23 protein-coding genes are annotated in these 25900 nt (G+C 34.5%); 5 read left to right on the top strand and 18 right to left on the bottom strand.

What is annotated here, in order from left to right; genetic code table 11:
* The first annotated feature begins 90 nt into the window (after window positions 1-90).
* Window positions 91-1290 carry a dicarboxylate/amino acid:cation symporter gene (locus K0R77_RS07645; protein ID WP_300350696.1) on the top strand — a complete coding sequence of 400 codons (1200 nt, stop codon included), beginning with the start codon at window positions 91-93 and terminating at the stop codon, window positions 1288-1290.
* Between the two features lie 11 nt (window positions 1291-1301).
* A complete protein-coding gene (locus K0R77_RS07640; RefSeq protein WP_300350694.1) occupies window positions 1302-1832 on the top strand; it encodes a hypothetical protein in 531 nt (176 codons plus the stop codon).
* A gap of 1 nt (window position 1833) precedes the next feature.
* On the opposite strand, the gene K0R77_RS07635 is transcribed toward K0R77_RS07640, so the two are convergent.
* A complete protein-coding gene (locus K0R77_RS07635) occupies window positions 1834-2220 on the bottom strand; it encodes a DUF779 domain-containing protein (RefSeq protein WP_300350692.1) in 387 nt (128 codons plus the stop codon).
* A gap of 430 nt (window positions 2221-2650) precedes the next feature.
* Window positions 2651-4180 (bottom strand): aldehyde dehydrogenase family protein, encoded by a 1530-nt coding sequence (locus K0R77_RS07630; protein WP_300350689.1) that lies wholly within the window; start codon window positions 4178-4180, stop codon window positions 2651-2653.
* A 180-nt stretch (window positions 4181-4360) separates the two neighbouring features.
* Here K0R77_RS07630 and K0R77_RS07625 point away from each other — a divergent pair, with 180 nt between their 5' ends.
* A complete protein-coding gene (locus K0R77_RS07625) occupies window positions 4361-5281 on the top strand; it encodes an AraC family transcriptional regulator (protein WP_300350687.1) in 921 nt (306 codons plus the stop codon).
* A 190-nt stretch (window positions 5282-5471) separates the two neighbouring features.
* Here K0R77_RS07625 and K0R77_RS07620 read toward each other — a convergent pair whose 3' ends face one another.
* The 7 genes from K0R77_RS07620 to K0R77_RS07590 form a co-directional block, all read right to left on the bottom strand.
* Window positions 5472-6800 (bottom strand): hydroxymethylglutaryl-CoA synthase, encoded by a 1329-nt coding sequence (locus K0R77_RS07620; protein ID WP_300350684.1) that lies wholly within the window; start codon window positions 6798-6800, stop codon window positions 5472-5474.
* A 142-nt stretch (window positions 6801-6942) separates the two neighbouring features.
* Complete coding sequence (locus K0R77_RS07615; protein ID WP_300350681.1) at window positions 6943-7773, bottom strand: T9SS type A sorting domain-containing protein; 831 nt, start codon at window positions 7771-7773, stop codon at window positions 6943-6945.
* 187 nt (window positions 7774-7960) lie between these two features.
* Window positions 7961-10471 (bottom strand): M1 family metallopeptidase, encoded by a 2511-nt coding sequence (locus K0R77_RS07610; RefSeq protein ID WP_300350679.1) that lies wholly within the window; start codon window positions 10469-10471, stop codon window positions 7961-7963.
* A 12-nt stretch (window positions 10472-10483) separates the two neighbouring features.
* The gene (locus K0R77_RS07605) at window positions 10484-10714 is read right to left on the bottom strand and encodes a hypothetical protein (RefSeq protein WP_300350676.1); all 231 of its coding nucleotides are present in this window, start codon (window positions 10712-10714) and stop codon (window positions 10484-10486) included.
* A gap of 4 nt (window positions 10715-10718) precedes the next feature.
* A complete protein-coding gene (locus tag K0R77_RS07600; RefSeq protein ID WP_300350673.1) occupies window positions 10719-12035 on the bottom strand; it encodes a serine hydrolase in 1317 nt (438 codons plus the stop codon).
* Window positions 12036-12252: 217 nt separating this feature from the next.
* The gene (locus tag K0R77_RS07595) at window positions 12253-13047 is read right to left on the bottom strand and encodes a thymidylate synthase (RefSeq protein WP_300350670.1); all 795 of its coding nucleotides are present in this window, start codon (window positions 13045-13047) and stop codon (window positions 12253-12255) included.
* 2 nt (window positions 13048-13049) lie between these two features.
* The gene (locus tag K0R77_RS07590) at window positions 13050-13460 is read right to left on the bottom strand and encodes a helix-turn-helix transcriptional regulator (protein ID WP_300350667.1); all 411 of its coding nucleotides are present in this window, start codon (window positions 13458-13460) and stop codon (window positions 13050-13052) included.
* Window positions 13461-14113: 653 nt separating this feature from the next.
* Here K0R77_RS07590 and K0R77_RS07585 point away from each other — a divergent pair.
* Both K0R77_RS07585 and K0R77_RS07580 read left to right on the top strand, forming a co-directional pair.
* Window positions 14114-14392: a hypothetical protein gene (locus tag K0R77_RS07585; protein WP_300350664.1), complete on the top strand. Its 279-nt coding sequence runs from the start codon at window positions 14114-14116 to the stop codon at window positions 14390-14392.
* A gap of 14 nt (window positions 14393-14406) precedes the next feature.
* Window positions 14407-15189: a GLPGLI family protein gene (locus K0R77_RS07580; protein WP_300350662.1), complete on the top strand. Its 783-nt coding sequence runs from the start codon at window positions 14407-14409 to the stop codon at window positions 15187-15189.
* A 120-nt stretch (window positions 15190-15309) separates the two neighbouring features.
* Here the strand turns inward: K0R77_RS07580 and K0R77_RS07575 are convergent, their stop codons facing one another.
* The 9 genes from K0R77_RS07575 to K0R77_RS07535 form a co-directional block, all read right to left on the bottom strand.
* The gene (locus K0R77_RS07575; protein WP_300350659.1) at window positions 15310-16059 is read right to left on the bottom strand and encodes an SDR family NAD(P)-dependent oxidoreductase; all 750 of its coding nucleotides are present in this window, start codon (window positions 16057-16059) and stop codon (window positions 15310-15312) included.
* 95 nt (window positions 16060-16154) lie between these two features.
* Complete coding sequence (locus K0R77_RS07570; protein ID WP_300350656.1) at window positions 16155-16808, bottom strand: hypothetical protein; 654 nt, start codon at window positions 16806-16808, stop codon at window positions 16155-16157.
* A gap of 3 nt (window positions 16809-16811) precedes the next feature.
* Window positions 16812-17252 carry a hypothetical protein gene (locus K0R77_RS07565; protein WP_300350652.1) on the bottom strand — a complete coding sequence of 147 codons (441 nt, stop codon included), beginning with the start codon at window positions 17250-17252 and terminating at the stop codon, window positions 16812-16814.
* Between the two features lie 93 nt (window positions 17253-17345).
* The gene (locus K0R77_RS07560) at window positions 17346-17939 is read right to left on the bottom strand and encodes a hypothetical protein (protein WP_300350649.1); all 594 of its coding nucleotides are present in this window, start codon (window positions 17937-17939) and stop codon (window positions 17346-17348) included.
* Between the two features lie 101 nt (window positions 17940-18040).
* Complete coding sequence (locus K0R77_RS07555) at window positions 18041-19387, bottom strand: alpha-amylase family glycosyl hydrolase (RefSeq protein WP_300350646.1); 1347 nt, start codon at window positions 19385-19387, stop codon at window positions 18041-18043.
* A 266-nt stretch (window positions 19388-19653) separates the two neighbouring features.
* Entirely contained in the window at window positions 19654-21981 is a 2328-nt protein-coding gene (gene bglX, locus K0R77_RS07550) for a beta-glucosidase BglX (RefSeq protein ID WP_300350643.1), read from the bottom strand.
* Between the two features lie 147 nt (window positions 21982-22128).
* Entirely contained in the window at window positions 22129-22836 is a 708-nt protein-coding gene (locus tag K0R77_RS07545) for a prolyl oligopeptidase family serine peptidase (RefSeq protein WP_300350641.1), read from the bottom strand.
* Between the two features lie 209 nt (window positions 22837-23045).
* Entirely contained in the window at window positions 23046-24428 is a 1383-nt protein-coding gene (locus K0R77_RS07540) for a glucoamylase family protein (RefSeq protein ID WP_300350639.1), read from the bottom strand.
* Between the two features lie 60 nt (window positions 24429-24488).
* The gene (locus tag K0R77_RS07535) at window positions 24489-25877 is read right to left on the bottom strand and encodes a glucoamylase family protein (protein ID WP_300350637.1); all 1389 of its coding nucleotides are present in this window, start codon (window positions 25875-25877) and stop codon (window positions 24489-24491) included.
* Window positions 25878-25900: the final 23 nt, after the last annotated feature.

The following is a 25900-nucleotide window of genomic DNA, read 5'->3' as shown; positions in this document are numbered from 1 at the left end:
AAGAATATTTACTCAAATTTAAAGAAATTAGACTAAAAAATAATCTAATAAATTGTTAAAAATAAATCTATCTTTGATAAAAATCACTGAATGAAAGAGGTCTTAAAAAACTATTCCGGAATCATTTTTTTGCTCGCAGGAATTACTGTCGGAAGCATTATCGGCATTGTTTCGCCACAGATTGTGGAATACATAAAACCTTTGGGAGACATTTTCCTGAATCTTCTTTTTGTGAGTGTGGTTCCGTTGGTATTTTTTGCGGTTTCCAATTCCATAGCGTCTCTAGAGCAGCAGTCGAAGTTTGGAAAGATCATTTTCACCATGTCTTTTACCTTTTTACTCTTCATTTTAATCGCTGCGATATTTACAATCGGAATGGTTTATTTATTTCCTGTTTCATCAATTTCAGGAAACTCGGAAATGCTGATCGAGCAAAGTAAAGAAGAAAATTGGGGTGACCGGATTGTTAGTTTCTTCACAGTAGGAGAATTTACGGAGTTGTTTTCACGAAAAAATATGTTGGCGCTTTTGATTTTTGCTTTCCTTACGGGTTTTGCAGCAAGAAAATCCGGTGACAGCGGAAAACCTTTCAGAATTTTTATCGCATCAGGTTATGAGGTGATGAAGGAACTGCTTTTAATGATTATGAAAATCGCTCCGATTGGTTTAGGAGCCTATTTTGCGTATCAGGTGGCAACTTTAGGACCTCAGCTTTTCGGTTTTTACGCTAAACCTTTAGGATTATATTATATCGCAGGAATTATTTATTTCTTTGTATTTTTCTCACTCTATGCATTTATTGCCGACCGAAAAAACGGAATTAAAGATTTCTGGAAGAATGCAATCTTGCCAACTTTAACCGCTTTGAGTACCTGCAGCAGCTTCGCAACAATGCCCACGAATTTAGTTGCTGCTTCTAAAATTGGTATTCCGAGTTCGATTGCCAATCTTGTAATCCCAATTGGAACTACTTTGCATAAGAATGGTTCGTCAATGTCGTCAATTATCAAAATTTATGTGGCTTTTCAGATTATCGGAAGAGATTTTTTTGAACCATCAAATCTTTTGTTAGCTTTAGGAATTACTGTTTTTGTCAGTATCGTTGCCGGCGGAATTCCGAATGGTGGTTATATTGGTGAAATGTTGATGATTTCAGTATATCAGTTGCCACAGGAAGCTGTTCCTGCTGTGATCATCATCGGAACTTTGGTTGATCCTTTAGCTACTGTTTTGAATGCGGTTGGAGATATTGTAGCTGCGATGTTTGTGAATCGGTTTGTGAAGGTTTGATTATTTATTATATGGATTCATTTTTTAAAAACATAGGACTGTATGATCATTTGAGTTTCAATATTGAGATGAATAGATCTGAATTTGTTGAAAGTTTAAAAAAAATCACCTATGAAACAAATACCAGTTTTATATCTTTAATTCCGGATCATGGAATCCCTACAAGATTTGAATACAGGGGATTAATCAATGCAGACAACTTTATTATAAAAAGAAGAAAACATTTATTTGATATTAATATTTATCGTTCTATTATAAAAGGAAATATTTTAGAAGAAAAGAATAAAACAGTCATTAAAATAGAATTTACTCCCTTCATTTATCCTTTTATAGCTTCTATTATAGGAATTCTTCTTTTCCTTTTTATCGCATCACAAGAAATTCAAAACAGCGAAAATTATTTCTTAATTGTCATTCCAATATTGATAATAATCGGCCAGTATTTTATTTTAAAAACAAATATAAAAAGATGTAAATACGATTTTGAAAGAGAATTAAATTTTATTGTTCAGAAAAACAATCAGTTTAAAAGCTATCAGTAAGTTATTCACTTCTCTTAACATCTTCCAGATTCTTCAATTCATCTGCCGTGAAAAGTTTGTAATGCACTTTAAATGTCTTCCCCATAGGCGTTTCCAAAGAAAATCCTCCCGGACCAAAACCTTCCAGAACATCTAAAGTGAAATGTGAATATTGCCAATATTCGAAAAGATCACGGTCGATCCAGAATTCGTGTCCGTTGATGGTTCCGATCATTGCATCATTCATTCTTGGAAAGTAACCTCCTTTTTCAAAACATTGCGGTTGTGTTCCTTCACAACATCCTCCAGCCTGATAAAACATCAGTTCACCATGCTTTTTTTCGAGGTCCCAAATGAGTTCGAGAGCTTTTTCTGTGACTGAGAGTCTTGATATTTTTTTTGTTTCCATAATGATATTCTTTTTGTAATTAAATAAGATTTATAATCTTACAAAGATCATATTTGTCATTCCGAAGGAACCGAGATTCAGAGGTTCAATAAAAATAATTCGTGTCGAGATTCCTCCGGAATGACAAACTTATATCTTATTTTCAACGGCTTTCTATTGAAAAATTAGAGTTCACATTGTTTAATCTTTTACAGACCCCTTACAAATTTGTTTTGTAAAGTTAAAAAAAGCCTGACAAAACAAGCATTGTCAGGCTTCACATAAACCAAATATATTGACGTGTTTTTGACACAGCTTTTGCGTGAAGGATAGGAAGGGCGGCGAGGAACGAGCCGGTGCAAAGCACCGAAACGAAGTGCAGCCCTGGATAGCCTGACCGTCTTGCCTCATTGCAAATGAGGCAAACGGACACGCCCTAAATATTTAATAATTAAAAGAAACCTAATTTGTTTTTGTTGTATGAGATCAACATATTTTTCGTTTGACGGTAATGATCCAGCATCATTTTGTGGTTTTCTCTACCGATACCCGATTGTTTGTAACCTCCAAAAGGCGCACCTGCAGGATAAGAATGATATTGGTTGACCCAAACTCTACCCGCCTGAATCTGACGCGGAACATTATATAATTGATGTGCATCTCTCGTCCAAACTCCGGCTCCCAGTCCGTAAATTGTGTCATTAGCGATTTTTATACCTTCTTCTTCGTCTTTAAATGTTGTGAACGCTAAAACAGGTCCGAAAATTTCTTCCTGGAAGATTCTCATTCTGTTATTTCCTTTAAAAATCGTTGGCTGAATGTAATATCCCTCATCTAAACCTTCTCCTACATGATTTACGTCTCCACCTACCAAAACTTCAGCACCCTCTTCTTTGCCCAATTTGATATAAGAAAGGATTTTATCTTTCTGAATTTTTGAAGCCTGAGCCCCCATCATCACTGTTTTATCTAAAGGATTTCCTACCTTGATGGCTTTTACCCTTTCAATTACTTTTGCAATGAAAGCATCTGCAATATCTTCCTGCACCAATAATCTTGACGGACAGGTGCAAATTTCACCCTGATTCAAAGCAAAAAGAACAGCGCCTTCAATAGCTTTGTCTAAAAACGCATCATCTGCATCCATTACGGAACTGAAGAAAACATTCGGAGATTTTCCACCCAATTCTAAAGTAACCGGAATGATATTTTCTGTTGCATATTGCATGACCAAACGACCCGTTACAGTAGAACCTGTAAAAGCAGCTTTATTCACTTTTGGATTTGTCACCAAAGCTCTCCCAAGTTCCGCTCCGAAACCGTTAACAATGTTTACAACTCCTGCAGGAAGAAGATCGTGAATGATTTCCATTAAAACCAAAATAGAAATCGGTGTACTTTCTGCCGGTTTTAAAACCACACAGTTTCCTGCTGCCAAAGCTGGAGCCAATTTCCAGACTGCCATTAGAATCGGGAAATTCCAAGGGATGATTTGGGCAATCACTCCAAGTGGTTCGTGAACGATCAACGAAACAGTATCTTTATCCAATTCGTTATGCGAACCTTCATCTGCACGGATCACGGAAGCAAAATATCTGAAATGATCAATTGCCAAAGGCAAATCAGCCGCTAAAGTTTCTCTTACCGCTTTACCGTTATCGATTGTTTCAACAATTGCCAAATATTCCAGATTTTGCTCGATTCTGTCGGCAATTTTATTTAAAATAACACTTCTTTCAGTTGATGAAGTATTTTTCCAAGTCTGAAATGCTGTTTCGGCTGCATTTACAGCTAATTCCAAATCTTCTTTTGACGAATGTGCCGCTTTTGTAAAAACTCTTCCGTCAACCGGAGAAATGACATCAAAATAGTTTCCGTTTACGGGTGCAGTAAAATGGCCGTTAATGAAATTATCATACTGATTTTTGAACTCAGGCCATTGTAAAACTGTACCTGATTGTTGTTCTGTTGCTGTGCTCATATTATTTTTGTTTGATTTTTATCTTCAACCAAATTACACTTAGCAGAAACAATCAGATAGCAAAATCCTACAAAAAAACTGCAAAATCGTGCAGAAGAATGATTTTTATAATTTTATTAACAAAATTATCGCTATTTAATTTCTATATTTGATAGAAGTCCAAACTAAATAAGTTTAGAAATGAATGATAATAAGTTTTTATTGAATACTCCTGAATTAAAGAAGGAAAGTCAGCTTCTAAACTTAGTTGAAAATCAGACTAAATTTAATCTTAACAACTGCGAATTCAGCATCTACGAAACTCATAAAGCAGCCTTTGACGTTAAGCTTCATTTCGACAATATTGCTTTTACCGCAATGCTTCAAGGCAGAAAATACATGAAGCTAGAAAACAAGACCAACTATTTCGATTACCTTCCGGGTGAAAGTATTTTGGTTGCACCCGGTGAAACGATGATCATCGACTTTCCGGAAGCTGATGAAACTCCATCGCAATGCATTTCTTTAAGTTTAAGTCAGGAATTTATTGAAGACTCTCTCAATCACCTTAATTATAATTTCGCAAAAGTAGACGAAACCTCAACATGGAATCTGCAACTTGACGAATATTTCCTTTTTAACAACCAATCACTGGCTTCGGCTACGAACAATATTATGAGAATCGCCATGGATGATAATTGCCAAAAAGATATCATGGCTGATTTCGCTTTAAAAGAACTTTTAATAAGACTCATGCAAACACAGGCAAGAAGTATGGTAGAGAAAAATTTAGCTAAAAATAAATCAAGAATCGGTTTTGTGGTAGATTACATCAAAAAGAATCTTCATCAAAAACTTTCTATTGACAGTATTGCGAAACTGGCTTATGTAAGCAAATCTAATTTCTTTAAAATGTTTAAAGATGAATTGGGAACTTCACCCAACGATTTTATACTTCAGGAACGCATCAACAGAGCCAAAGAACTTTTAGCATTAAACAACAGCATCAAGGAAACTGCTTTCCAGACGGGATTTTCTGATACGAATTATTTCACGAGGGTTTTTAAACAATTGGTTGGCGTGACACCAAAGAGTTATCAGAATAAGATTATTACTTATTAATCTATTACACAATGGTTCCTCCAGAAAAAATAATTGAGTTTTTGTTCGGAATTAAAATGACTAAAAAAGGAAATTTGATTTTGAATTTGTGTATTTTGCTTGTAATTATTACAGTATTCCTATTAATTTTAAGTAGCAGAAATTAATTAGAAAACAAAAGCATCCAAAAAATGAGATGCTTTCTAATTTTTTAATCTTTATAACCGTAATATCTTGCCCCCACTAGAATTGGATTTTCCAATTCCACAGATTGTAATCCAAAGCCAGAGTAATCTGATTTTACAGAATGTTCCAATTGTTTTCTGTGTAGTTTTTCGTAGGTATCAAAGTCGATGGCTAAACGATCATTTAGTTTTTCAAATAAATTCCATTTTTTAACAACCGATTTCCAGTTTTCAGAAATTTTCCCTGCAAAAACTTTTGATTTTGAACCACTTCCATAGCCTAAAAACCCGATTTCTTTTCCGCCTAACTCTTGATTTTCATTAAATGAAACCTGTAATGCAGAAAGTAATGCCATAAAAATTGAAGCTGTATACATATTTCCTATTTCCGAAGACGCACGTTGTGATTTCTCAATTTTCTCAGTGATAAATTTCAGATAATCTTCAGATTTTGCAACTGCTTTTTGTTCTTCTGGAGTTGAATAATTTAAACCATTTTCTAAGCTGTAAATTTCAGTAAAAACTCTTTTCCCATGAAAAGCATACGGAAGATGAAAAATAAGATATTTCCAGTTTTCATAAGGTTTTTCTTTTCCGGAAACTTCTTTGTAATGGTTGTATGCTTCTCTGATTCTGTCCTGATAACACTGGTTAGAATACTGTCCGTCAAAAACCGGCTCATCGGTAAAAATTTCAATCTTATCAGGAAAATTTTCTGAAGCATTTGTTAAATCTTCTTTTTTGAAATGACGTCTCGGTTTGAAGAAATCAAAAACACTTTCGGTTGCAACTCCCCATTCGTTATCAATTTCCAGAAGATCGGGCTTTGCAGAAATCAAAAGAGAAACCGCTCCGCCACCTTGAGTATATTCTCCGGAAGAAGCCAATTCATATTTTGCATAATCACTTGCAATGACAACAGCTTTTTTCGCGGGATTTACTCTTACAAAATCTAAAGAATTGTGAAGTGCATCAACTGCACCAATGCAGGCAAAAGTCATGTCAACTACATCACAGTTTTTGAAACATCTTTCACCAAACTCAGCTTCCAAAACTTTTTCTACCATTTGCATTGCATAGGAAGCGGTGGGTTTTGCGGCATCGATTGCGCTTTCTGTACCTAAATATATCCTTGAAATCTCTTTGGGATTGATCTGATAATCTTTGATTAATTTTAATAAAGCTTCTGCTGCAAAAGTAGCAGCATCTTCATGAACATCCGGAAATCCCATTTTATGTAGTCCTAAACCTTTCTCTAATTTTGCGGGTTCTATTCCTCTTTTTTCTGCTAAGTCTTTAATTTCCAAATACAAAGATGGCACATAGTAACTTGCTGCTTCAATTCCAAAACTCATAATCGTCTAATTTTAAAACGAATTTATAAAAGATAATGCAAAAAAAACTTCATTATCGTCTAAATTTTTGAGGATTTATTAAATAAAAAAAGCATCTCTAAAAAAGAGATGCTAAAATCTGTGATGTTAAAATATTCAATAATTATTTTTTAATCATTTTAAATGTATTAGTTCCCGAGTCGGTTTTAGCACGAACCAGATATGTTCCTCGCAATAAGGCAGAAACATTGATCTGTCCTTTGTCTGAATCAACCTTATAATCCATCATTTTTTGTCCTACATTATTGTAAACAGAAATTTCAGAAATCTTTTCTTTACTCTCAAAGTTTAATACATTATCAGCAGGATTCGGATAATATTTAATTGATACTTTCGATGATTTTTCAGCATCATTGACACTTAAATTACTCCCTGTAACAACCACGGCATCTACTAATGTGGAGTATCCATAATCTGTCTCGCATTCTATTGCAATCTGATAAGTGTTTGAAGGGATACCCATGTTTCCGGTAGATGTCCAAGCTGTTATATTTGAATGGAATTCAGCAATCTGCACCCAAGGATCTGTAGCAGAAATTCTAAAAAAAACTCTTAACCAGTTTTGATCAGGGCTCCAAAAAGGATTGATATAGTAAAAACTAACCGTTGGACTTGTCACTCCAGATAGATTCAAAACCGGACTTACGAGTTTTGTTTTATCAAAGTTATGTGAAGTTCCGGGATAATTTGCAAATTTTGTCCCGTCATAAGCTGTCACGCCAGAACTTCCTGTTGAAGCAGAAGTAGCAAATGTCCATGACATATTGTTCACTTCATAAATTTGAGTCCAGCTTGCTCTTGTTGGCGAACTGTCTTCAAAATTTTCCGTCCATGGAAATGTGGTTATTTGAGCATTGGCAACTGTTACTAACAACAGTGTTGCAAAAAAAGAAAAGTATAATTTCTCTTTTAACAAGAATAGTTTTGTTTTCATATTTAATTGGTTTTTAATAATATTTAATATCAAATATACAATTTTATTTGAAAATAAATCAAAATACAACAAAAAAGTTACCACAAGTGAATAATTAATCAATATACCAAAAAAACAAAACCACTGTAGATACAGCGGTTTTTATCATTAAAATTTTATTTGTATAGATATTTTTTTCAGTCTATTCTTATTTAAAATTTTCAATTGCTTTGTTAATCGCATCAATTTGCGGATTGATGCTTGAAGCTTTCTGTGGATTTTGTTTCAGAAGTTCCATCTTTTTAGTCAAACCGTCTTTTAACATTTGCGAGATCATCATTTTCACTTGAGGATTATCTCCCATCTGACCTTTTGCCTGTCCCAAAATTTTGGTGATGCTTTCGGTAGCTTTTAAATTATCAGAAGTCATAATCCAATTATACCCTTCTTCTGCAGATTTTCCTAACTCAGGATTCTGGAATTTAAGGAAGGGATAAAAAGCAACCAACGGAACAATATTCGACATTTGAGATGTCACTTTATTTTTAACAATGATTGGCAACATTTGGCTCAATAACTCATCAGAAGCACCTTCCAAATCGATTTTATCTGCCAAAGTATTTGCTTTTGAAGGATCTGCAGCCAAAACTGCCGCCACAGAGTTTGCTTTTACAGAATTTGAAACTGCATTAACACCTTTTTCAAAAACCGGAAGATATTTTTTATCTTTTGTTTTTGCTAAAGCTGCAATTGCTGCACCCTGAACCAAAGTTTTAGGATCGTTTGATGCTAATTTTTCAACGTCTGTTCCTAAAGCTTTCAGTTGTTCTGTATTTGATAAATCCATTAATTCCAAGGCTTTCTGTCTTACTCTGAAATAGGGATCTTTCAATGCTGCAGATAATAATTTAGTCACCGCAGGATTTTTTCCTACCTGATCTTTTATTGCAGTTAAAGCATTGTATCTGCTTTTGAATTCTTTTGACCCCGTAAACTGCATCAGATTTTGCTCAGGAGTTTTGGTTTCCGTAACATCTGCAACCAATATTCCGTCTGCATTGATATTGACTAAATCGGGATTTTTTGAAACGTCAAAACTGAATGTATTTTTTGCAGTTGCATTCACCCAAACCTGCTGTCTTTTTGGTTTTCCGTTATCATACACATCAATGGTCAAAGGAAATTCGAAAGGCAATTCTTGCGATTGATTAATAACAACAGTCACCTGTTTTTTAACTGGTTCGAAAGTATAAGAATAATTTAATTTCGGATGTCCGCTTCCGAAATACCATTGGTTGAAAAACCAGTTGAGATCTTTTCCGGAAACTTTTTCAAAAGATAATCTTAATTGATGAGCTTCAGCATTTTTGTATTCATAGGTCTTCAAATAATCGTTCATTCCGGCAAAAAATGCTTCATCACCTAAGTAATTTCTCAGCATATGAAGAATTCCACCTCCTTTCTGATATGTTACCAAATCGAAAACATCTTCACGGGAAGCATAATCAAATCTCACCAAATCTTTTTTGAAATCAGCAGGATTGTGAATATAATGATTCACATCTTCCATCTGATGATAGTCTGCCTGATCTTTTCCGTATTTGTATTCGTTCCAAAGGTATTCTGAGTAGTTGGCAAAAGATTCGTTTACCGTCAGATTGCTCCAGCTTTCCGCCGTTACCAAATCTCCAAACCAATGGTGGAATAATTCGTGAGCAATGGTGTCTTCCCACTTATTTTCGTCGATCAATTGTCCCGGTTTTTGTAAAATATCACTTCCGTGAAGTGTGGCAGTCGTATTTTCCATTGCTCCACTTACATAATCTCTTCCCGAAATCTGCGCATATTTTGCCCACGGATAATCGTAACCTAATTTTTTAGAGAAAAACTCGATCATTTCAGGAGTATTTCCATAGATCTGTTTTGCATAAGGCTCGTATTCTTTTTCAATATAATAATCGACAGCAATGTTTTTCCATTTATCTTTTACAATGGCATATTCACCAACTCCCATGAAGAAAAGATAGGTGGAATGTCTTTTATCCATTACCCAATGATCGGTTCTCATTCCGTTGGTTTCTTTTTGAGAATCTTTAAGAAGACCATTTGAAAGCGTAACATATTTATCAGGAACAGTCATAAATATTTCCTGAGTTGTTTTCTGGATCGATTTATCAATTGTAGGAAACCACGCCGAAGAAGATTCTGTTTCACCTTGCGTCCAGATTTGTGTGGGCTTATCCGGATCTTTCCCTTGAGCATTAATAAAATAAAGACCTTTTGCATCACTGATTGCCATGCTGCCTTCCTGTTTTACTTCGTTTGGACGGGCTGTATATTTAATGTAAACTGTATAATCCTGATTTTTCTGATATGTTTTGTCTAAAGAAATCTTTAATACATCATTTTTATAATCATATTTTAAAGGAGATTTTTTGCCATTATTGTCTAAAGCAACTTCATGAATCAGCATTCCTTTTGCATCCAAAATCAATTCGTTTGTTGCGTAGAAATAAGGTGAAGCAGTCAACCATTCTTCTCCGTTCATCTGCTCTTTCTGATAATCGAAACTGACTTTAAGTTTAGTATGTTTCAGCTCCGTAATTTTTGAAGGTGTAGCCCGGTACACTTTTTCCCTGCCCGAAGTTTCGGTTTGTGCAGATATATTTCCGGAAAACAAAGCTCCCAATATTGCAATAGATAAAATGACTTTCTTCATTTCTTTCCTTTATTATTTTTTAGAATTATTTTTTGTAATGATGTCGAAAATATCGTTGACCAAAGTTTCATAATCACCTTTCTTGAGCTGTTCTTTGGTTTTGGCAAAAGCTTTTTTCAGCTCGCTTTCAGGATTTTCATCGTCGATAATTTCAACAGACTTTACACCTTTCAACTGTAAAATTGCATTCTGAAGCAATCCGAGATCGACATTTTCTTCGGTGTTTATTTTTAGATATTTCATAAGATTATTCTTTTGTGAAAACAGTTTCTATTCCGGATTGAATTATTGTAAACTGTTTTTTAGAAGGATCAAAGTTAACAACAATTCCTGCTGTATCAAATTTAAAGCTATTTTTTGATGTAGCTTCTAATGGAAATGCACTTTGTCCTGTTGCCTGAGCCATTAACTTTTTATCTTTAATAAAAATATCAAATTTAACAGGAATTTTCGGTGAAGAATATATTCCTGTAAACTGCTGCAATTCGGCTTCGGAGACAGAAAACGATCTGAAATCCGGAATTTGAAAATCTTTTCCTGTTGCAGCCTGCATCATTTTAATTAAAATATCCTGACTTTCATAATCAGACTGATTCGTAATAAAACTCACTCCAATTTTAGACTCAGGAAAATAATAGAGCGTAGAATTGAAACCATCAATTGCTCCTTCATGACCGTATCCTGAAACTTCATCAACATCAGCTTTCACCAATCCAAAACCGTATTCGCCATTAAAGTTTTTCATTTGCTTTAGACTTTCTTTTGTGACTAGTTTTCCGTTTTCAAGGGCAATGATGAATTTTAACAATTCTGTGGGTGTAGAAATGATGTTGCCTGCTCCGACAGGTATACTCATATCTGTTTCCGGCAGCGGTTGATAAATTCCAAGAAATTGGTAAGATTGCGCTTCATTGTTAGAAGGATTTATTTTTCCTCCAACTTTGGTCAATGATAATTTTAACGGTTTTGAGATTTTGGCTTCAACTAAATCTGCATAAGACTTTTTATAAATTTTTTCAAGAATAAACCCTAATAGAATATAGTTCGAATTGCTGTAATTATACTTTGTTCCGGGTAAAAAATCACTCGGATATTTTTTAATAAAAGAAATTAACTGGTTCTGTGTTTGTGGTTTTGTATAATAATCAAAAAATTCAGCCTCGTCTGTTAAATTATGAATTCCGCTTCTGTGCTGTAAAAGATTTTCTATGGTAATCTTGTCTGCGTTTTCTATTTCAGGATAAAACTGAGATAATTTTGTACTTAGTGAAAGTTTTTTATCTTCAGCTGCTTTCATCACCAAAACCGCAGTAAAAGTCTTTGAAATCGAACCAATACGGTATTGCGTATTCATATTGGCTTTTTGCTTATTTTCTACGTCCGCAAACCCTACAACTTTTATAAAAGAAGTCTGATTGTTATCTGCAAAGGCAAAGCTTCCCATGATTTTGTGGTGAACATTCAGGGAATCAAGATAATTACTTAGTTTTTCTCTGGTATTATTTTGAGAAAATGCAATTGATGAAATACTTAGAGCAACAAAAAAGCAAAACTTTCTAATCATATCAGTTTTTTTGTGATAAGTTGTCAAAAGTGAGTATTAGTTACAAAAAAAGTGAAGTTTTCATGCTTCACTTTATACTTATGTTAAGTTTTATTTTAATTAAAATAATTTCAAAGTGTGTCATTCCGTAGGAAATTAATCTTTGAATATTACTGTCGAGATTCCTACGGAATGACAAACCAGATGTATAAAAACGGTGACTTTAATTATTAAAATTCTAAACAGCAACCGGAGCTTTGATTCCAGGATGCGGATCGTAGTTTTCTAAAGTAAAATCTTCAAAATTAAAACTAAAAATATCTTTTATTTCGGGATTTAATTTCATTGTAGGAAGCTGTTTTGGTTCTCTTGAAAGCTGTCTTTCTACCTGCTCAAAATGATTGTTGTAAATATGAACATCGCCAAAACTATGTACATAATCCCCCACTTCAAGATCACAAACCTGAGCAACCATCATCAATAGCAAGGCATAACTTGCAATATTAAACGGAACCCCCAAAAAAACATCTGCGCTTCGCTGATACAACTGCAACGATAATTTTCCGTCTGCAACATAAAACTGAAACAGTGCATGACAAGGCGCCAAAGCCATATTCGGAATTTCTGCAACATTCCAGGCAGAAACAATTAATCTTCGGGAATCAGGATTTTTTTTGATCTGATCGATCAACTCTGAAATCTGGTCAACCACTTTGTTATCTGCTCCGTTCCAGCTTCTCCATTGCGCTCCGTAAACAGGACCCAGATCACCATTTTCATCCGCCCATTCATCCCAAATGCTTACTCCGTTATCATTCAGATATTTTACGTTGGTATCGCCTTTCAAAAACCAAAGCAATTCGTAAATAATTGATTTTAAATGCACTTTTTTGGTTGTTACCAAAGGAAAGCCTTTTGACAGGTCATACCTCAACTGATACCCGAAAACGCTTCTCGTTCCGGTTCCTGTGCGGTCGGTTTTATCTGTTCCGTTATTTTTTATATGTGCTAAAAGGTCTAAGTAATTTTGCATAATTATTTTTTTAATGCATTTTTCAATGTATCATTTTCCTGCTTCAAAAATTCGATCATTATATCTTTCTGATTGAGAAGTTCAGAGTATAAATTTTTGACTTCTTTTAGGGTTTCTTTATTTTCTGTATATAAATTTTCTACATAACCATTTCCGCTTCCATTTCCAGTCGCATGTTCTCCATTTCCAACATTAAAAACATTTCCCTTTTCTATTTCTAAAAGCTCTAATATTTCTTCTGCTTTTATCCCCAACATTTCCGGTAAAAGTTTCAGTTTATCTATTTCGAGATTTCTCTTTCCCGCTTCTACCCTGCCATAAGTAGTTACATCCATGCCCAACATATCTGCGACCTCTTGTTTAGAAAGTTTTCTTGAAGTACGGGTAGTAAATAGTTTATCTGAAAGTTTCATTGTAATTTTTAATACAAATATAGTTTTTTTAGTTTCTATAAGAAATTTCTATTCGGAAATGTTATTAAAAAGTAATGTTTGTCAATTCCTTTTTTTGAATAATAATTCAAAACTTACTCTTAATTTGTCATTCAGGAGGAGCCTAAATTTTTACATTAAATGCTCTGTTGAGATTCCTCCGGAATGACAAACAACCGTTAAAAACTAAGTTCTTACTAATTACGGACATCCATTTCGTTGATTACCCTTTTTTAAATACGAAAACAGAATTTACTCACAATTTGTCATTCCGGAAGAGCCAAAATTTTCATATTAAATGCTCTGTTGAGATTCCTCCGGAATGACAAACAAACCGTTAAAAACTAAGGCATTACTAATTACGGACATTCATTTTGTTGATTACCCTTTTTTGAATAATAACACAAAATTTACTTACAATTTGTCATTCCGGAGGAATCTAAAATTTTACATTAAATGCTTTATTGAGATTCCTCCGGAATGGCAAAATAAAAGATTATTAATATCTTAATTAAACAAATTCATTGAAATTTAATTGATTTATTCAGTTTTGAATGCAATTTATTCAAAAATGAATTTTATCTTAATCTCTAACTGTATATATTTGTAACACTAACAAATTAAAAATTTACACAATGAAAAAATTAGTTATTTTAGCAGCCTTGGGAGTTGCTGGATTGGTGAGTGCTAAAAACTCAGATGTCAAAGAAACAAAAGAAAATGTTTCAAAAGTTGATTGTAAGATTGATTCTAAAGCAAAAGTTTTCTATCATCCAATTACGCTCACTTCTTCTTGTGGTTATGTAGAAATTGTAGAAGTTACTCCAGAAGATGATCCATTCTGTTTTCTAGTAGATGCAGCACAAATGGAAGAGTTTTGTGACGCACCTTTTTATAATCCATTACCAGCATAATTAAACTTTATAAGATGCTTAAATACCTTTTATTTTCTTCAATGCTTTCTTTTGTCTCTATTTTTTCTCAAGAAAAGAATGATAAGGAAATTTCCGAACTTCAAATTCAGTATGAATATTCCTTCGTTCGAGACACTACAGATCTAGATCAAAGTCATCGGGTAAAAGAATTGATGTTATTAGATTTGAATTCTAATACATCACTATTTTATAGTCAACAATATATGGTTGCCCGTAATGTTTTTAAACAAGCGGCAATTGATGCACAAAATAACAAGCAAGTAAATATAAATACTGGAGATTTACCAAAATATAATATTAATTACTATGTATTTAGACAAAATTCAAAAGTTTTTGTTACGGCAAATATAGATCGTGATTCTTTTACGTTTGAGAACAGTTATTTAAAATGGAATACGAATTATAATGATGTCAAAACTATTCTTGGATATAAGTGCAATAAGGCGACTACAGTTTTTAATAAGCGACTTTATATTGCTTGGTATACGAAAGATATTCCAATATCTGAAGGACCATATAGATTCAAAGGATTAACAGGTCTTATCTTAGAACTCAATGATGAAAACAATTTTCATGCTTTTAAAGCGATAGGAATTGAAAAAAAGCAGGTCGAGATTTCACCTTTACAAAAAGGAATTCCTGTAACGAGAGAACAATATCTTAAAAAGAAAGAAGAATTTAAAAGTAACCCTTATCCTCAAAGAAAGAATCTCACAAAGGAAAGACGAGATCAAATGATTGAAGCTTTTAAAAAAGATAATTCAATGGAGAGATAAAACAAAACACCTGTGATTGCAGGTGTTTTAATTTGTAAACTACATTTGGCTAAAGCTTTTCATTTCTTAAAACGAAAACGGAGCTAAAGCCCATTCCATTAAAATAGATTTATTATAAATTTAAACTGCAGTATAACCGCCATCAACAAGATAATAACCTCCTGTCATGAATGATGCTTTGTCAGAGCTTAAAAACAGGACCAACTCTGCAACTTCCTGTGCTGTCCCAAGTCTTCCCATCGGATGTTTTGCGATTAGAGCTTCCTTCATATCTCCACTTATGCTTTCCAGCAAAGGAGTTTCAATATAAGCCGGACCTACAGAATTACAACGGATATTTTTTTGTCCGTATTCTGCCCCGATATTTTTAGTTAAACCAACAACAGCATGTTTCGCCGCTGTGTAAGCTGATGAAAGAGGGGCTGCAACTGTTCCGTGGATTGAAGCGATATTAACGATTACTCCGCCACCATTTTTTTCCATTTGTTCCAATTGATATTTGCAACCGTAGAAAACACCGTCTAAATTTACACTTAAAACTTTTCTCCAGCTGTCAAGATCGTATTCTCCGGTCAGTTTCTGGTCACCTCCGATTCCGGCATTGTTACAAGCCACATCCAATCTTCCGTAGATTTCAACGGTCGACTTGATCAAAGCTTCCACTTCTTCAGCTTTTGAAGTATCTGCTTTTACGAAAGATGCTTCACCACCCTCAGATTTTATTTTTTCTACAGCCTGATTGCCGTGTTCTTCATTAATATCTGATACGACTACTTTTGCGCCTTCTTTTGCGTAAGATTGAGCAATTGCCAATCCGATTCCTGAACCTGCTCCTGTAACAAGAGCCACTTTATTGTCTAAAATTCCCATATTGATAAGATTTTTTGTGCATTTTAATTATATAATAAATTTACGACAATCAATTTTAGATTCAATATGAAGCAATGATAAATTTTTCTTAAATTTTATTGCCAAACCAGTTTTACTGAAACGTCTTGGGTATTTCCTTTTATAGATTTCAACTTTCCAAATTTTTCTTTATCAAAAATTTTGTCATTCCAATAATCTAAATTCACTGCTCCGAACTTTATGAGTTTTTTATATTTACTCGAATCAATATTATCTTTCAAACCAAATTCTACTGAGGCATTCCCTACCAATTTCAATTTCCCCAGTCTGCTGTTATCAATGACATCTTTGTCCCAATAATCAATCTGGATATTCCCAATTTTCTTTACCTTGCCCGTTTTTTCCATATCAAAATTGTCGAAATACTCTATTGAAATATTTCCAATATTCTTAATTTTACCAAATCTTCTATCATTCTTGTCTAAAATATCCCAATAATCAATTTTTAAGTTCCCAATTGTTTTCAATTTTCCAGATCTATACGCATCAAAATTTGAATTATCATAATAATCGACATCTCCATCAGAATTGTCTGGATAAAAACCTGAAATTTCACCAACATTATTAAGTTGTACGATCAAATCCCCAATTGTAATATCTACAAATTGTAAATCATAGTTTTTTGCAGAAACATTTGCAATGATTTGCCCCTGAACCAAAGAATAAGCGACTAAAAATAAAACCGGAAAAAAATTTCTAAGATGTTTCATATTTTACCAAATTTTTTCAATAATCTGACTTACTTTATTCATGATAAAAGTTTCAGATTCTTTTTTTCCGAACATTTCTTTAGCCAAAGGAGATTCGCTTGAGATCGTCATGATTTTCTGATTTTCAAAAGTGATTTCACCAAGCGAAGCTGAAATATAAAATAAGCCTTTGTCGGTTTTCACCAAAGCTCCGTTCTGAACTTTTGAACAGATTTCAGTACTTAATTTCTGAAGAAAACTTTGCTGGTTCAGAGTTTCATTCAATTGTCTCTGTACGTTGTTGATTTCCTGCTGCAACATTTCGCGACCGGTTTCATATTTATCGCCCATCGAGCTTTTGGTATCATTGCTTGAAGCACGTGTTTCGGCAATCAGATTTTCAAAAACCTGAATTTTATGTGCTATTTTATCTTTTAAAATATTTAATATTTCTGTTTTGCTCATTTGATTTTTTACTTCAACTTTTTATTATTAAATCTTCAACCCTCAACCCTGCCAGCGTTTAAAACGCTGGCAGGGTTCTGTTTATTTACTATCTCAAAATTCAGAATTTATAAAATCATAATTTTCATGACAATAAATAAAGTTTTCGGGACTGTCGAACAATTGAATAATTTCTTCTCTTTTTATTTTAGACGCAGAAGTAGAAAGTATAGACTTGTAAGAACTCCATTTATAGTTTTCAATACTGATTGAAAAACTGTGATGAATTGGATTATGATGAATATATAAAATTACTTGTCTTAGATAATCTTCATTAGTAATTCTTTTTCTTTCAAAAGGTTTTTCAAAAAGACTTCCTGTTCTAGAATACCTTTTATTAATTGCCTGCGCATAAGCATTGAACATATGAGCAAATTGTTTTGAAGCATTAACAGATAAAGGCTTTTTTGTAGTTCTATAACTTAATTCATCACTTCTAACATCGGCAATTTCTTTAATTCTAACCAGTAAATGAAAATGGTTTTTAAGAAGGCAATAGCAATAAATATCTGCAACCGGAATTATATATTTTGCCAACAGTTTAAGAAAATATTCATAATTTTCTTCATCAAAAAAAATATCTCCACCATTGTTTCCTCTGTTATAAATATGATAGAAGTAACCTTCTTCAATATTATCGATTAACATAACAATAATTTATAGTTGATTATTCAATTTAATTTAGCCCCTTTTAACCCTGCCAGCGTTTAAAACGCTGGCAGGGTTCTGTAAGACAAAAGTATTTAACTTCACTTCTCAAAAACAGCAAAATCCGAGACTTTAAAATTAAAATCTTTGCTTTCAGTAAAATTTCGTTTGGTTTCATCAAAAATATTTTTAAAAAATCCATCTAAATTTTCATCCTGAATGGAAAAATTTACTGGTTCTTTTGAAAAATTTAATACCACTAAAACCTCATCTTTTCCGTTTTTTCTAATGTATGCCAAAATTTTGTCATTGGCTGAAGTATTCAAAAGATAGGTTGCTACATTTGCATCTCCTCCTCTCAACGCCGGATTTGAAGATTTTAAATTTAATAAGGTTTTGTAGAAATCTGCCATTTCATATTTTCCGTTCCATTCGATGACATCTTTTTCAAAAAATTCTAGTCTCTTCATGTTTGGAAGCTCCTGACCGGAATACAAAAGCGGAATTCCGTTCCAGGTTGCCGAAAATACAGCCATCGGTTTTGTGATGTCTCCATATTTTTCAAATTCTGTTCCGTTCCATGAGTTTTCGTCATGATTGGTTGTAAACCATGCTCTCATTGAGGAATCTCCAATTGCAGAATATTTTTTGAGTAAATCTTTCAGTTCAGCCAATGGTTCATTTTTCTTGTAGTAATCTGCAGATTGGTGCATCCATTTCCAGGAATAACTTGCGTCAAAAACTTTTCCGTAATCGGGATTTTCTAGTTCGTCATATTCACCTATAAAAAATAATGGTTTTAATTTTTCAACTTCAGGTCTGGCTTCTTCCCAAAAATCTACCTCAACCCAAGATGCAAGATCACATCGGTAACCGTCGATATTGGTCTCTTTCACCCAGAATTTCATGGCATCGATCATGGCTTTTCTCATCTCTTTGTTTTTATAGTCCAATTCGATGATATCATCCATTCCTGATGCTTTATGAAAACTTCCGTCGGGATCTTTTAAATAAAATTCGGGATGAGTTTTTGTCCACACATGATCCCAACCTGTATGATTGGCAACCCAATCAATAATTACTTTAAAACCTAAATGGTGCGCTTCATTCACCATATGTTTAAAATCATCCATCGTTCCAAATTCGGGATTGATCGATGTATAATCTGAAGCAGCATACTGACTTCCCAAACTTCCTTTTTTATTGAGTTGGGCAATTGGAGTGATGGGCATAAACCACAGCGTTTTCACTCCCATATTTTTTAGGCGTGGCATTTCTTTTTCGAATGCCATGAAGGTTCCTTCCTGAGTATATTGTCTTAGATTGACTTCATAAATATTGGTGGTGTGTTTCCATTCTGTAGGTAAATCCATATTTTTTCTGATATTTTGAGTGGTGCAGAACAAAAGTCCCAAACCGACAGTTGCGAGTAAAATTGCTTTCCTCATACATTTAATTTTAACAAAAATAATGAATTGGAGTATGAATAGTGAATTGTAAAAGAAAAATTTCTGTTTACAAACAACTTTTTCTTATGCTGACCATACGAAGTTTGAAGGCTTCAAACCTAGCCCCGGTAGAAACGGTTACCCCACAGCAAGCGATGGCTTAAGCTTTGGAGCGAGGAGTATGAGTGGATAACAGGAAACAGCTCCGAAATAATCTGAATACGAAAATAAAAAAGCCACTCTTTCGAATGGCTTTTTATTGATTTTTACTTTGTCCAATCGATTTTTGAATGTTTTACATCCTCAGAATTGGTTCCGATCATGATGTCGAATTCTCCGGATTCCCAATCATATTTCAAATCTCCGTTATAAAATTTCAAATTTTCAGGAGTAATGTTGAAGGTAATTTTTTTAGATTCTCCTTTTTTCAACATCACTTTTTGGAAACCTTTCAGCTCTTTCACCGGTCTTGTGATGGTTCCTACCCAATCTCTTATGTATAATTGAACAACCTCAGCTCCGTCATAATTTCCAGAATTTGTCACTGTAACTGAAGCCTGAATTGACTGATTTCCTTTCGGATTTGCATTGGAAACCGTAATATCAGAATAGTTGAATTTTGTATAGCTCAAACCATACCCGAACGGATACAACGGTGTATTACATTCATCCATGTAGTTTGAACGGAATCTCTGGTATTCGCATTTGTCAACCAGTTTTTGATCTAATGGGCGACCCGTATTTTTAGCGTTATAGTAAATAGGAACCTGCCCAAGACTTCTCGGGAACGTCATTGGCAATTTTCCTGAAGGATTTACTTTTCCGAAAAGAACATCAGAAATCGCATTTCCTGCTTCTGAACCTGGAAACCAAACATTAAGAATGGCATCAGGAACATCTTTCATATTGGTCAAAGCTAACGGACGACCAGTGAAAAGTACCACTGCGATTGGTTTTCCTGTTTTCTTTAATTCATTTAACAAATCAATTTGAGACTGAGGAATTGTAATTTCTGTTCTTGAAGAAGATTCGCCACTCATTTCTGCAGATTCTCCGATTGCCAAAACAATAACGTCTGATTTATTAGCAATATCAACAGCTTCTTTTAATAAAACTTCTTTCGGTCGATTATCTCTGTCGGTTTTCTTACCGTGAGCTGCGTAAATATCTTCCAATTTTGCATCATAATCGATGTTTGCGCCTTTAGCAGAAAGAAATTTAACCTCTTTGCCGTAATTTGCCTGAAGACCCTGCATTAAATTGATTGCGTTGGCATGTTTTGAAGCAACGCTCCAGGTTCCTGGCATATTCATTGAGTTGTTTACTAAGGGTCCGATCACTGCTACAGTACCTGCTTTTTTCAAAGGCAGAATCTGGTTTTCATTTTTCATCAAAACCATCGATTGAGCTGCTGCACTTCTTGCAATATTTCGGTTTTCCATGCTGTAAACCTCTTTTGCTGCTAATTTTGCATCTCCATGTTTGTACGGATTATCAAACAATCCTAAATCGTATTTTGCTTCAAGAATTCTTCTTGCCGCTGTATCGATTTCAGCCTGAGTCACTTTTCCTTCTGATAAAGATTTTTTAAGTGTTGTTAAAAAACCTTCACCTACCATATCCATGTCAATACCAGCTTTCAAAGCCAAAGCTGAAACCTGTTGAAGATCTCCCATTCCGTGATCGACCATTTCGTTGATTCCGGTGTAATCTGTTACGACGAAACCTTTGAATTTCCATTGATTTCTCAATACTTCAGTTTGTAACCATCTGTTTCCGGTTGCAGGAACTCCGTCAACTTCATTGAAAGAAGCCATCACAGAAGCTACCCCTGCATCAACAGCTGCTTTGTAAGGCGGGAAATATTCGTTAAACATTCTTACGTGGCTCATGTCAACCGTATTGTAGTCTCTCCCCGCTTCACCCGCTCCGTATAATGCAAAATGTTTTACACAAGCTAAAATATTTGTTCCGTTTGCCAAATCTTTCCCTTGATAACCGTAAACCATATTTTTTGAAATTTCACTTCCTAAATACGGATCTTCTCCGGAACCTTCGGAAACCCTTCCCCATCTTGGTTCACGGGAAATATCTACCATTGGCGAGAACGTCCAGTTGATTCCGTCAGCAGCAGCTTCTTTTGCAGCTACTCTTGCGGATTGCTGAATCAAATTCATGTCCCAGGAAGCAGCCAAACCTAATGGAATAGGAAAAGTGGTTTCGTAACCGTGAATCACGTCCATCCCAAAGATCAAAGGAATTTTCAGACGGCTGTTTTCAACGGCAACTTTTTGCACCGCTCTGATTTTGTCAGCACCTTTTATATTGAACAGTCCACCGACTAAACCTTGTTCAACTTTTTTTCCTATATCGGAACTTTTAGCTAAACCTGTAGTAAAGTCACCTGAACTTGGTAAATTCAGCTGTCCGATTTTTTCATCTAAAGTCATTTTAGACAAAAGATTATCTACAAAAGCTTTTTTCTTCGCCTGATATTGAGCCGTCTGGTAAGACTGAACAGGCTTCGTTACCATTTCCTGCGCCGAGAACATCGGAGCAAGTGCTAAAGTAGCAATTACAATTAACTTTTTCATAAATCTATCTTCTTAAATTATAGTTCTATTTTTTATTAATAATTTATTTAAAGCAAAGATCGCTAAGTTTTATTCCAAATCTTACGAATATTTTTCATTCGAAGGCTTTTCACTTAGCAAGACCACACATTTAAATAGTATTATTATTTATTTTTCTTTTCTCTTTGACAACATCCATTTGTATAATGCAGGATTTGAATAGGTAGAATCCCAGGAATTGTGGTTGTCATTCGGGAAGATTGTCAATTCTGCAGTTGGATTTACTGGATGAAGTTTTTGATAAAAATTAAATGCATTTTCGGGTAAAACGACATCGTCCATTCCACCATGAAAGATTTTCATGTTTAAATTTTTGTACTGATCGATATTTGCATACATCACCCGGTCCGTCGGAGCACAAACTGAAACCACTGCTGCAAAAATTTCGGGATGCTCCATTGCCAGTTTTAATGTTCCCCAACCTCCCATCGACAGTCCGGTAAGGTAAATTCTGGAAGCATCAATCTTATATTTTGACTGAATTTCTTTAATTAAATGATAAACCGTCACCGTATCCCACCATGTATTTTCCGGACATTGAGGTGCCAAAATTGCGACAGGTTCTTTGATCAGATTTTTATAGGTAAACGGACTATGCGCTTTCACGATTTCTAAATTCGTTCCCCTTTCGCCCGAACCGTGAAGAAACACAATCAAAGGAACATCCCCTTTTGCTTTTTGGGGATAATCTAAAATGTAAGAGATTTTTTCCTGTCTTTGTATTTCTTTATTTAATTCGGCTTTAATTTCCTGAGCGTTTAGGCTTATAGAAAATGGCAAAAGTAAAAGCGGTAAATTTTTAAGTCTTAATTTCATGATGAGAATTTTTAAGTTTTGGCTAAAGCCAATTTAATTAATCCTTTTTTATTTAAACGGATTCAAATCCCGTTCCTATTGATTATTATATGAGCCTTGTCAAAGTTTTGGCTCATCTTTTTTTTTTTTTGGGGGCGGCGGATGCCCCCCCCCACCAAAACACAAAAAATAGCGAGTGCGGAAAGCGGGATTAAGCTCCTAAAAAAATATTATTTAATGTTATACTTTTTAGATTTGAAGCTTAATTTCTTTAATCCTTGTTCGATTTCAGGAGCATTCATAAATAATTTCCATAAAAATCCTGTTCTATAATTTTCAATCATCGGAGCAATTGTACCTTGGTCGATCGCTAAATATCTTGGAGTCGTCCAATTATTATAATTGATCGAATTAGCATCGTAAGGTCCTGCTGAACCAATAAATTCAGGTTTTTGAGTATAAATAAATCTTAAAAAATCCATTGATTCTTTTGGCGAATACGGGAAGCTGCTCAACGCCGCTGTCGGAGTGATCACTCCTCGATCATTTTCCGGAAAATGGGCATCATAGCCTACACTTCCGTCCTTATTTCTTGAGTAACCTGCCGTTAATCCCCAATAATCCGGTCCATATCCCTTCCACCCTTTTGGATTTTCAACGCAGTATTTGTAATCAATTAAAACCTGATTTTTATTTAAATCAAAGTAATTTTTAATTAATTTATCTGATAAATTAGTCGGATCTAATCCTATATAAGAATATTGTGTCCAAAATAAAGGTCCTCCATATTCTTCTGCTCCATTGTGTTTCACATACATAGGAAGTCCGTATTTTTCTTTGTCTGAAAGATAAGTTCCGTTTCTTGTCCAGCCTTTATAGTATGTTTCTGCATCAATTGCATGAGTTGGTGAAGAGGCAGCTAAAATATAAGTAATCAAGCATTCATTATAGCCTTGTAATGGAAAGTTCATTTCCCATTGATATTCCGGTGACCAATGCCAATATAAAACTTTCTCGCCTCCTTTTGTGTACCAGTCCCATTGAATTCCTTTCCAAAGTTCATCACATTTTTTGGCAAGAGCTTTTTCTTCTGCATTTCCGTTTTTGAAATATTCGCGAACCATTAAAATTCCTGAAGTTAAAAATGCTGTTTCCACTAAATCTCCGCCATTATCTTTTTTGCCAAAGGGAACGGTTTTTCCTGTTTCTCCATTGATCCAGTGCGACCAGGCTCCTTTATGGCGATCGGCTTTCGCTAAGAAGTCCATCATTGTAGTCAGTCGTTTTACTGCATCTTTTCTTGGAACGAAACCTCTTTCAACTCCGACTAAAATTGTTGCCAATCCAAATCCTGAACCACCTGTTGTAATAACATGTTTATCATTATCCGGATAGATATTGTCTTCGTGATAGCGTTCTCTTCCTAACATTGAATTAGGCTCTGCGTAATCCCAGAAATATTTTAAGGCATCTTTCTGAACTTTATCCATCAACTGCTCGTCAGTAATATTGCTTTTGACTGTATTGTTTGTGGTAATATTTTGAGCATTTTGATTTGTTTTGCAGGAAAGCAACGTTAATGCTAAAGATCCTGTCAGTGCAATTTTTTTCATTTTTAAATTTTATATGTAAAAAGCTTTGTCAAAGATTTTAAACTTTAACAAAGTAATAGATTAAAATCCGTACTGTGTAGAATGAAATCCTAATTTAATAAGACCCTGCTTTACATCCGGAGCATTCATAAATAGCTGCCAAAGAAACTGCGACTTATAATTTTCGATCATTGGTGCAATTGTTCCCTGATCAATCGCCAAATATCTTGGAGTTACCCAATTATAATGCACTGAATAAGCATCATAGGGTCCTGCAACTCCAATATATTTGCTGTAATTTTCGTTGTATAAAAACCTCAGCATATTCATACTTTCTGTAGGTGTATAAGGCATGCTTGAAAGTGCTGCCGTCGGGCTAATCACCCCCAAATCATTATTTGGCTGATGTGCAGAATATCCTGTAGAACCATCTGTATTTCGTGAGTAACTTGCTGTCAATCCCCAACTTTTAGAATTATATCCTTGCCATCCTTTCGGATTGGTTATTGAATATTGGTACATGATTTTCGCATGATTGGTCGTTGCGTTACCATAATTTACATAGTCATCAGTCAAACCTCTTGGATCAAGCCCTAAGAAAGAATAGTGCGACCAAAACATCGGTCCAACAGTATTTGCTGCTCCGTTATGACTTACAGTTAATGGAAGACCATATTGTGATCCTGCATTTGAAATTGCACCGTTACGCGCCCATCCCTGCTGATAAACCGGTTTTGTAATTGTAGAAGTGGGTGAAGCTGCTGCCAATACATATGTAATCAAAGTTTCATCAAAACCTTTCAACTGCATATTCATCTGGAAATTGAAATTTGGTGACCAATGCCAATACAATGTATTTTCACCTTTGGTATACCAGCTCCATTCAATTCCTTTGAAAAGCGTATCTGCTTTTTGAGAGAGTGCAAGTTCTGAAGAGTCTGTAGAGTTTTTAAAGTATTCTCTTACACAAATTAAACCCTGAGCAAGAAAAGCTGTTTCCACCAAATCTCCACCATCATCCTGCGGACTGAAAGGTATGACCTGTCCATTATTTCCATTCATCCAATGTGGCCAAGCTCCGTGAAACCTGTCGGCATTCTGAAGAAAATTGAGTGCCGTAGCTAATCTTGAAACTGCTTCTGCTTTTGATACATAACCATTTTTGATACCTACCAAAATTGTCATTAATCCAAAACCAGATCCTCCTGCTGAAACAACATGAGCATCTTGTCCCGGATTATCGGTATGATATCTTTCTCTGGCTAATTTTGAATTGCTTTCTGCATAGTCCCAAAAATATTTTAAGGCATCTTTTTGAACCATCTCCACAAGCTGTACATCACTATAATTGTTGGGAGTTTCAGTACCGCCACCACCTATTGGTGTACCTGTGCTTGGTGTTGTATCTTCTGAAGAACATGAATTAAACACTAAACCTAAGAATAAAATTGCTGCTGTAACTTTTTTCATATTCAAATATAATAAAAAAGAGC

It is taken from the genome of Chryseobacterium sp., assembly GCF_029240215.1.
Classification (GTDB): Bacteria; Bacteroidota; Bacteroidia; order Flavobacteriales; family Weeksellaceae; genus Chryseobacterium.
This window is presented reverse-complemented; position numbering and strand designations above follow the sequence as displayed.

What these genes read in the sequence shown, in the direction of transcription:
- K0R77_RS07645 (WP_300350696.1), top strand. Translation starts at nt 91, where the DNA reads ATGAAAGAGGTCTTAAAAAACTATTCCGGAATCATTTTTTTGCTCGCA.
- K0R77_RS07640 (WP_300350694.1), top strand. Translation starts at nt 1,302, where the DNA reads ATGGATTCATTTTTTAAAAACATAGGACTGTATGATCATTTGAGTTTC.
- K0R77_RS07635 (WP_300350692.1), bottom strand. Translation starts at nt 2,220, where the DNA reads ATGGAAACAAAAAAAATATCAAGACTCTCAGTCACAGAAAAAGCTCTC.
- K0R77_RS07630 (WP_300350689.1), bottom strand. Translation starts at nt 4,180, where the DNA reads ATGAGCACAGCAACAGAACAACAATCAGGTACAGTTTTACAATGGCCT.
- K0R77_RS07625 (WP_300350687.1), top strand. Translation starts at nt 4,361, where the DNA reads ATGAATGATAATAAGTTTTTATTGAATACTCCTGAATTAAAGAAGGAA.
- K0R77_RS07620 (WP_300350684.1), bottom strand. Translation starts at nt 6,800, where the DNA reads ATGAGTTTTGGAATTGAAGCAGCAAGTTACTATGTGCCATCTTTGTAT.
- K0R77_RS07615 (WP_300350681.1), bottom strand. Translation starts at nt 7,773, where the DNA reads ATGAAAACAAAACTATTCTTGTTAAAAGAGAAATTATACTTTTCTTTT.
- K0R77_RS07610 (WP_300350679.1), bottom strand. Translation starts at nt 10,471, where the DNA reads ATGAAGAAAGTCATTTTATCTATTGCAATATTGGGAGCTTTGTTTTCC.
- K0R77_RS07605 (WP_300350676.1), bottom strand. Translation starts at nt 10,714, where the DNA reads ATGAAATATCTAAAAATAAACACCGAAGAAAATGTCGATCTCGGATTG.
- K0R77_RS07600 (WP_300350673.1), bottom strand. Translation starts at nt 12,035, where the DNA reads ATGATTAGAAAGTTTTGCTTTTTTGTTGCTCTAAGTATTTCATCAATT.
- K0R77_RS07595 (WP_300350670.1), bottom strand. Translation starts at nt 13,047, where the DNA reads ATGCAAAATTACTTAGACCTTTTAGCACATATAAAAAATAACGGAACA.
- K0R77_RS07590 (WP_300350667.1), bottom strand. Translation starts at nt 13,460, where the DNA reads ATGAAACTTTCAGATAAACTATTTACTACCCGTACTTCAAGAAAACTT.
- K0R77_RS07585 (WP_300350664.1), top strand. Translation starts at nt 14,114, where the DNA reads ATGAAAAAATTAGTTATTTTAGCAGCCTTGGGAGTTGCTGGATTGGTG.
- K0R77_RS07580 (WP_300350662.1), top strand. Translation starts at nt 14,407, where the DNA reads ATGCTTAAATACCTTTTATTTTCTTCAATGCTTTCTTTTGTCTCTATT.
- K0R77_RS07575 (WP_300350659.1), bottom strand. Translation starts at nt 16,059, where the DNA reads ATGGGAATTTTAGACAATAAAGTGGCTCTTGTTACAGGAGCAGGTTCA.
- K0R77_RS07570 (WP_300350656.1), bottom strand. Translation starts at nt 16,808, where the DNA reads ATGAAACATCTTAGAAATTTTTTTCCGGTTTTATTTTTAGTCGCTTAT.
- K0R77_RS07565 (WP_300350652.1), bottom strand. Translation starts at nt 17,252, where the DNA reads ATGAGCAAAACAGAAATATTAAATATTTTAAAAGATAAAATAGCACAT.
- K0R77_RS07560 (WP_300350649.1), bottom strand. Translation starts at nt 17,939, where the DNA reads ATGTTAATCGATAATATTGAAGAAGGTTACTTCTATCATATTTATAAC.
- K0R77_RS07555 (WP_300350646.1), bottom strand. Translation starts at nt 19,387, where the DNA reads ATGAGGAAAGCAATTTTACTCGCAACTGTCGGTTTGGGACTTTTGTTC.
- bglX (WP_300350643.1), bottom strand. Translation starts at nt 21,981, where the DNA reads ATGAAAAAGTTAATTGTAATTGCTACTTTAGCACTTGCTCCGATGTTC.
- K0R77_RS07545 (WP_300350641.1), bottom strand. Translation starts at nt 22,836, where the DNA reads ATGAAATTAAGACTTAAAAATTTACCGCTTTTACTTTTGCCATTTTCT.
- K0R77_RS07540 (WP_300350639.1), bottom strand. Translation starts at nt 24,428, where the DNA reads ATGAAAAAAATTGCACTGACAGGATCTTTAGCATTAACGTTGCTTTCC.
- K0R77_RS07535 (WP_300350637.1), bottom strand. Translation starts at nt 25,877, where the DNA reads ATGAAAAAAGTTACAGCAGCAATTTTATTCTTAGGTTTAGTGTTTAAT.